This window comes from Candidimonas sp. SYP-B2681 (assembly GCF_003971065.1).
Lineage (GTDB): Bacteria > Pseudomonadota > Gammaproteobacteria > Burkholderiales > Burkholderiaceae_B > Pollutimonas.
In genome coordinates this window covers 477070-483633 of sequence record NZ_RYDV01000003.1, presented here as the reverse complement: position 1 = coordinate 483633, position 6564 = coordinate 477070, and the positions used below count along the sequence as shown (strand labels likewise).

The following is a 6564-nucleotide window of genomic DNA, read 5'->3' as shown; positions in this document are numbered from 1 at the left end:
TTGCGCCGATGATAGTGGACGTACGTCTGTGAAAGTAGGTCATCGTCAGGCTCTTATTGTAAGAAAACCCCTCACTGGGCAACCAGTGGGGGGTTTTTGTTTGGGCGAACGCGACGCGCCCGGATGCCGGCCTACGCGCAGGGGCATCAAGACCCGTGCTGCGCCGTAGCTCTATACCCTCTCAGCCTCGCTGTCTGACCGTATCCGTCCGGCTTGCCAGGCATTGCGCGCCAATAAATCAAGTCGGGTAAAATAGCGCTGCGGTAACAATACCGTCCGCTTTCCCTTACATTGTTTTTCCGGAGGTTTGTATGACCCAGGCGTATCCACCAGAAGATGGCAACGGCTTATCAATGCGCACCCTCACCCACGTGATCTATGGGCTGTTCTCATTGGGTTTGCTAAGTGCCGGCTTCTTCGGGATTGCAACCATTGCTGCGATCGTCCTGGCATATCTGAAGCGCGCTGATGCGACGGGCACTGTTTACGCCAGGCATTTCGATTGGGTGATCAAGACCTTCTGGTGGGGCTTGCTGTGGTTCCTGCTCAGCGGTCTGGCGACCTTTATATTCATAGGCTGGATCACCGGGGTGATCGCTTTAATATGGGTTGTGTATCGCGTTATAAAGGGCTGGCTTGCCCTTGCTTCAAGTCAGCCGCCGTTCGCCGAATATTAGGTCTTGATTTGCCCAAAAAAAAACGCTGTCTGGTTATCGCCAGTCAGCGTTTTTTTATGTGTTCGAGCACCTTATTTGAGGTGTCCGCTTACGAGCTTGGTAAGTTCGAACATTGACACCTGTTCTTTACCGAACAGGGGGCGCAATTTGTCGTCGGCATTAATGTTGCGACGGTTAGCTGGATCTTGCAGATCATGCTTTTTGATGTAGTCCCAGATTTTCTTGGTGACTTCAGTGCGGGGGACTGCCTCGGGTCCGATAATGGCAGCTAAGGTAGCACTAGGTGTAAGTGGCTTCATGAACGCCGCATTGGGTTTACGGGCGGGTTTCTCGGTTGTTGCCATAGAATAGGGCTCCTAACTGATAGTTGAAAAAACGTTTCCTCAGCAGCATAACGTGAGAGTCGCCTAAAGACCAAGTAATTTATGTGTCAGTTGCTCTCTGAGGCGCGCTTTTATTGGGCTCTGTCGGTTGCTGTTGCGGTATGGTAATGTTTTGAATTGCATTGGGTTATTTACCATGCGCTTGTATTGCCAGGAGTATTGACTCGATGTACGCAAAAAGTGTGTTCGAATCCATTAGCCTATTTCACGATGAACTGACGGCAATTCGTCGAGATCTTCATGCTCATCCGGAACTGGGTTTTCAGGAAATCCGTACTTCGACGCTGGTCGCCAATGCGCTTACCGCTCTAGGATACACCGTTCACCGCGGAATCGGCAGGACAGGTGTGGTTGGAGTCCTTGACGGCAAGCGCAACGACACGGGGCGCAGCATAGGCTTGCGTGCCGACATGGACGCCCTGCCTATACTGGAACACGGTAACCCGCCTTACGTTTCCACTAACCCTGGGGTGATGCATGCCTGTGGCCACGATGGTCACACAGCTGTACTACTGGGTGCGGCCCGGTATCTGGCCGAGACACGCAACTTCAATGGCAGGGCCGTGCTGATTTTCCAGCCTGCCGAAGAAGGGCTGGGCGGCGCCAAGGCCATGCTGGACGACGGTCTATTCGAACGCTTTCCGTGCGATGCGATTTACGCACTACATAACTGGCCCGGTTTACCCGCTGGCGTCATCGGGGTGAATCCGGGCCCCATGATGGCAGCGGCCGACCATTTCGAAATCCATATCGAAGGGCGTGGCGGTCATGGTGCTCATGCGTACCAGACTAACGACCCTGTCGTTATCGCCGCGCAGCTCATCATGGCGCTGCAAACGATAGTCTCGCGTAACGTGCCCGCTCCGGACTCCGCCGTTGTCACGGTCGCTGCTGTGAACGCCGGAAATCTGCAGGCAATGAACGTGATTCCGAAAGATGCCCATATGGTTGGCACTGTCCGTACCTTCAGTCCTGTAGTTCAAGAACAGATTATTCAACGTATGCAAGAAGTCGTTGATGGCATTGCCGCTGCCTTTATGGCAAAAATCCACATGAAATATCATCGCCTCTTCCCGGCCACGGTCAACACCGCCGAGCATGCCGCATTCGTGGCCGACGTAGCAACCGAGCTGTTCGGCCCCGACCGGGTCGTGCCCAACTTGATCCCCTCTATGGGTTCGGAGGATTTTTCGTTTATGTTGCAGCGCCGTCCTGGAGCGTATTTCCGCCTGGGGCAGGGAGGGGCGGAAAACGGTTGTGTTTTGCACAACGCAGAGTTCGATTTCAACGATGCGGTGATTCCGGCAGGTAGTGCCATGTTTTGTCGCCTGGTCGAGCGCAGCATGCCGTTGGTATCCGGGTCATAATAAGGGTTTCGTCCGATCCTAATTTATAAAAGCATGCAAAGCCCAACCGATACGCTCACGATCACAAGGCCAGACGACTGGCACCTTCATCTGCGCGATGGCGCTGTACTCGATTCGGTCGTCGCCGACACCGCCCGGCAATTCGCCCGCGCCATCATCATGCCCAACTTGAAGGCGCCCGTTATTACCACTGAATTGGCCATGGCGTATCGGCAGCGCATCTTTCAGGCCCTTGACCAAGCTGGCATTGCGCAGGGCGCCTTCATCCCGCTAATGACCCTTTATCTCACCGATAACACCAGCGCTGCCGAAGTCGTCAAAGCCAGCCAGTCGGGCGCCGTACACGGCATCAAGCTATATCCCGCAGGAGCGACGACCAATTCCGACGCGGGCGTTACCGACCTGTTAGGGCGGTGCTCAGCTGCCCTAGAGGCTATGCAAAAATCCGGAATGCCTTTGCTTGTGCACGGCGAGGTCACTGATCCGGCGATAGACCTCTTCGACCGCGAGGCAGTGTTTATCGACCGCGTGATGATTCCCTTGCGGCGAGCCTTCCCTGAACTAAAAGTCGTGTTCGAACATCTCACGACCAGCGACGGCGTCGATTATGTGCGTGAGGCAGAAGGCCCCGTCGCGGCAACGATTACTGCCCATCATTTGCTGTATAACCGCAATGCCTTATTCCAGGGCGGGATCCGTCCTCATTGGTATTGTTTGCCGGTGCTGAAGCGCGAAAAGCATCGCCTTGCATTGATCGAGGCAGCCACTAGTGGCGTAGGGCGTTTCTTTTTGGGAACCGACAGCGCGCCGCATCCAAAGGGACTGAAAGAAAACGCCTGTGGTTGTGCCGGATGCTACACCGCCCTGCATGCCATGGAGCTCTACGCCACGGCGTTTGATACGGTTGGGCGCCTGGATAAGCTCGAGGCGTTTGCCAGCCTTAACGGCCCGGCTTTTTACGGACTCGCCGTCAATCAGGGCACGCTCACTTTGCGCCGCGGAAACTACCAAATTCCAGCGGAACTGCCGATGGCGGAGAGCAGTGTGGTTCCGCTCGCCGCGGGAGAAACGCTGGGCTGGACCATCGCAGCCCAATCCTGAAAGCAGAAGGGGCTCGTTACCTGCCGCTGGCATGGTAACGAGCCCCTTCTGCAGCAACCATGAACCATGGCCACCGCGAACGTCAGGCGCCGCCGTTGTTCTTTTCTTCCAGCACTTCCCAACGAGCAAATAAGGTATTTAATTGTTGTTCAATACCGTGCAACTGCTCGTTGATGACATCAACCTCTTCAGGCGATTCGCGATACAGGCTGCCGTCGGCAAGCCGGGAAGTAAGTTCAGTTTGCTTTGCCTCAAGCTGCGCAATGGTGTCGGGGATTTCCTCAAGTTCGCGTGCTTCCCATGAGGTCACGCGCGCTGCCTTGACGGGCTTGGCGCGTTCAGCGGCGGCCACCTCTTTTTTTCGCGCCTTTTCGATGGCAGGATCCGGTGGTTGGGGACGCTGCTCTAGCCACTCATCGTAGCCGCCGACATATTCTTGCCAGTGTCCATTTTCTTCGGCCGCGTAGGTCTGCGTCACCACGTTATCAAGAAAGGCCCTGTCGTGACTGACCAAGAGCACTGTGCCCGGGTAATCTTGAAGCAGGTCTTCGAGCAATTCCAGGGTTTCTATGTCGAGGTCGTTGGTAGGCTCGTCGAGAACCAGAATATTGGTGGGGCGGGCAAACATCCGTGCGAGAACCAAGCGTGCGCGCTCACCGCCTGACAGGCTTTGTACCGGTGAATGAGCGCGAGCGGGAGGAAAAAGGAAATCTTCCAGATAGCTCATGACATGCTTACGCTGATCGCCGATCTCAATCCATTCGCTTCCTGGGTTGATGGTGTCCGCCAGGGTCGCATTTTCGTCGAGCTGTGCACGCATCTGATCGAAATAGCCGACCGTCAGGTTGGTTCCAAGACGCACCGTACCGCTTGTGGGTGCGAGCTCGCCCAGAATGATCTTCAGCAAGGTGGTTTTTCCAGCGCCGTTGGGACCAATGAGGCCGATGCGATCTTTGCGCATTATCGTGGTCGAGAAATCGCTTATCAGGACACGGTCGCCGTAGCTGTGGCTCACGTTCTCGAGTTCGACAACGAGCTTGCCGGATCGCTGCCCTTCGGCGACGGCCAGGCTGACGTTACCGACGCGCTCGCGTCGTGATACCCGTTCGCGTCTAAGTTGTTCAAGCCTGCGTACCCGGCCTTCGTTACGGGTTCGTCGTGCTTCGACCCCCTTGCGTATCCAGGCTTCTTCCTGAGCCAATACCTTGTCGAACTTGGCGTTCTGCTGTTTCTCGGCCTCTAGCCATTCGGCCTTGCGTTGCTGCCAGGTCGAAAAGTTGCCCGGAAAACTGAAAAGCTTGCCACGATCCAGTTCCACGATGCGAGTCGCCACGGCGTCGAGAAACCGCCGGTCATGGCTGATGAGGATGCAGCTGCACCGAGCGTTGATCAGCAGATTTTCAAGCCAGGCAATGCCGACAAAATCCAGATGGTTGGTCGGTTCATCGAGTAAGAGTAAATCGGGTTCGTCGGCCAGCGCCCGAGCTAGCGCGACCCGCTTACGAGTGCCTCCCGAAAGTCCGGCGATAAGCGCGTCTGCGGAAAGCCCTAGCTGCTCGATGAGAGCATTGACTCGCGACGGCCGCTGCCAGTCTTCGCTTTCGGTGATGTCGCCGCAAAGCGTATCGAATACGGTAAGCGACTCATCAAGGTCGGGCTCTTGCTCGACGGTTGAGATTTTAAGTCCACCCAGCCGCATAATTTCACCGTCATCTGGCGTAGTGCGGCCATCGAGCAGCTTGAGAAGAGAGGATTTTCCGGCTCCGTTTCGGCCTATCAGGCCAATACGCTCGCCGGGCTGGACTGCAAAGTCAGCATGATCCAGCAGGGGGTGGTGTCCGTAGGCAAGCTGGACGCCGCTTAGGGTAATGAGAGTGTTGGCAGCCATAAAAACAAAAAAACCAGTAATCGAGGGTAAAGATGCTATTGTCGCAGGTTACACTGCAGTTTGTGAGGCAGGTTGGGCAATCGCGGTGCTTATGGCATCGAGGAAGGTCCGGACTCCATAGAGCAGGGTAGCGGCTAACGGCCGCCCAGCTAGCAGTGTGCGAAAGCCCGCTGTCTGGGCTGAGGAATAGGACCACAGAGACGAGTCTGCGGCGCGGGCACATTATGTGTGCACTGACACGGCCATCTCCGTGTTGCGTATTGGGGCAACCCGATACGGCGCAGCAGGGTGAAACGCGGCAACCTCTACCCGGAGCAACATCAAATAGGCATACGTCTGGCCTAGTGCCACAAGGGCGGCTCGCTCGAGTATGCGGGTAGATGGCTAGAGCGCGGCAGCAATGCCGGGCCCAGAGGAATGATTGCCCACCAGGTTCGCCTGGTGTACAGAATCCGGCCTATAGACCTGCCTCACTCTTTTATGTCAGCAAATGCAATCTCTCTGCAATAGTTTCTGCGTGTCTCATGATAAAGGACTTGCAGTTACATCTCCAATTTCTTGATTCCAATACATATTTTTCCCGCGTCAACGTCATTGTTGGTCCTAAGTGCTTGTTGTAATTGAAAAAATTGCAACCCGGCACTTGACCAGTTCCATTCCATACCGTAGAGTGGGGAAAAGTAGGTTTTTGTGCAAAAAAGTGGGGTAAAAACTTTGTTCCAGGGTAGCAGCGCACTGACGTTAGACGCCAAAGGTCGGATAGCCATTCCGACTAGGCATCGTGACGCGCTTGTTACCCAAGTAGAAGGCCGTCTTACCCTCACGCGTCACCCTGATGGCTGTTTGCTGGTGTACCCCCGCACGGTGTGGGAAGAAAAACGCGAGCAAATAGCTAACTTCCCCATGTCGGCTCGTCCCTTGCAGCGCTTGCTTCTTGGTAACGCGCAGGATGTCGATATGGACGGTTCGGGGCGGATTCTGGTCGCGCCAGAATTGCGCAGTGCCGCTGGTCTGACCCGCGAAGTCATGCTTTTGGGAATGGGTAGCCATTTCGAACTGTGGGATTCCGCTGCTTGGGCGCGTCGCGAGGCCGAAGATCTTGCCAAGGGTATGCCCGCGGTCCTGGAACAATTTTCTTTTTGAATCCG

General features: G+C 55.5%; 6 protein-coding genes and 1 other RNA gene. 5 read left to right on the top strand and 2 right to left on the bottom strand.

Annotation, left to right across the window (positions count from 1 at the left end):
* Nucleotides 1-311 precede the first annotated feature (311 nt).
* Nucleotides 312-677: a hypothetical protein gene (locus EKL30_RS09505; RefSeq protein WP_126706963.1), complete on the top strand. Its 366-nt coding sequence runs from the start codon at nucleotides 312-314 to the stop codon at nucleotides 675-677.
* A 71-nt stretch (nucleotides 678-748) separates the two neighbouring features.
* Here the strand turns inward: EKL30_RS09505 and EKL30_RS09500 are convergent, their stop codons facing one another.
* Nucleotides 749-1021, bottom strand: a complete 273-nt coding sequence (locus tag EKL30_RS09500) for an SWIB/MDM2 domain-containing protein (RefSeq protein WP_073110102.1) — start codon at nucleotides 1019-1021, stop codon at nucleotides 749-751.
* 206 nt (nucleotides 1022-1227) lie between these two features.
* Here EKL30_RS09500 and EKL30_RS09495 point away from each other — a divergent pair, with 206 nt between their 5' ends.
* Both EKL30_RS09495 and pyrC read left to right on the top strand, forming a co-directional pair.
* Nucleotides 1228-2427, top strand: coding sequence for a M20 aminoacylase family protein (locus EKL30_RS09495; protein ID WP_126706962.1), 1200 nt, complete (start codon nucleotides 1228-1230; stop codon nucleotides 2425-2427).
* A gap of 33 nt (nucleotides 2428-2460) precedes the next feature.
* Nucleotides 2461-3528 carry a dihydroorotase gene (gene pyrC / locus EKL30_RS09490; protein ID WP_126706961.1) on the top strand — a complete coding sequence of 356 codons (1068 nt, stop codon included), beginning with the start codon at nucleotides 2461-2463 and terminating at the stop codon, nucleotides 3526-3528.
* Nucleotides 3529-3610: 82 nt separating this feature from the next.
* Here the strand turns inward: pyrC and EKL30_RS09485 are convergent, their stop codons facing one another.
* On the bottom strand, nucleotides 3611-5416 hold the full coding sequence (locus EKL30_RS09485; protein ID WP_126706960.1) for an ATP-binding cassette domain-containing protein: 1806 nt from the start codon (nucleotides 5414-5416) through the stop codon (nucleotides 3611-3613).
* A 64-nt stretch (nucleotides 5417-5480) separates the two neighbouring features.
* Between EKL30_RS09485 and rnpB the strand changes: the two genes are divergently transcribed.
* An RNA gene (gene rnpB, locus EKL30_RS09480) (RNase P RNA component class A) lies at nucleotides 5481-5892 on the top strand.
* Between the two features lie 238 nt (nucleotides 5893-6130).
* Complete coding sequence (gene mraZ, locus EKL30_RS09475) at nucleotides 6131-6559, top strand: division/cell wall cluster transcriptional repressor MraZ (protein WP_126706997.1); 429 nt, start codon at nucleotides 6131-6133, stop codon at nucleotides 6557-6559.
* Nucleotides 6560-6564 lie beyond the last annotated feature (5 nt).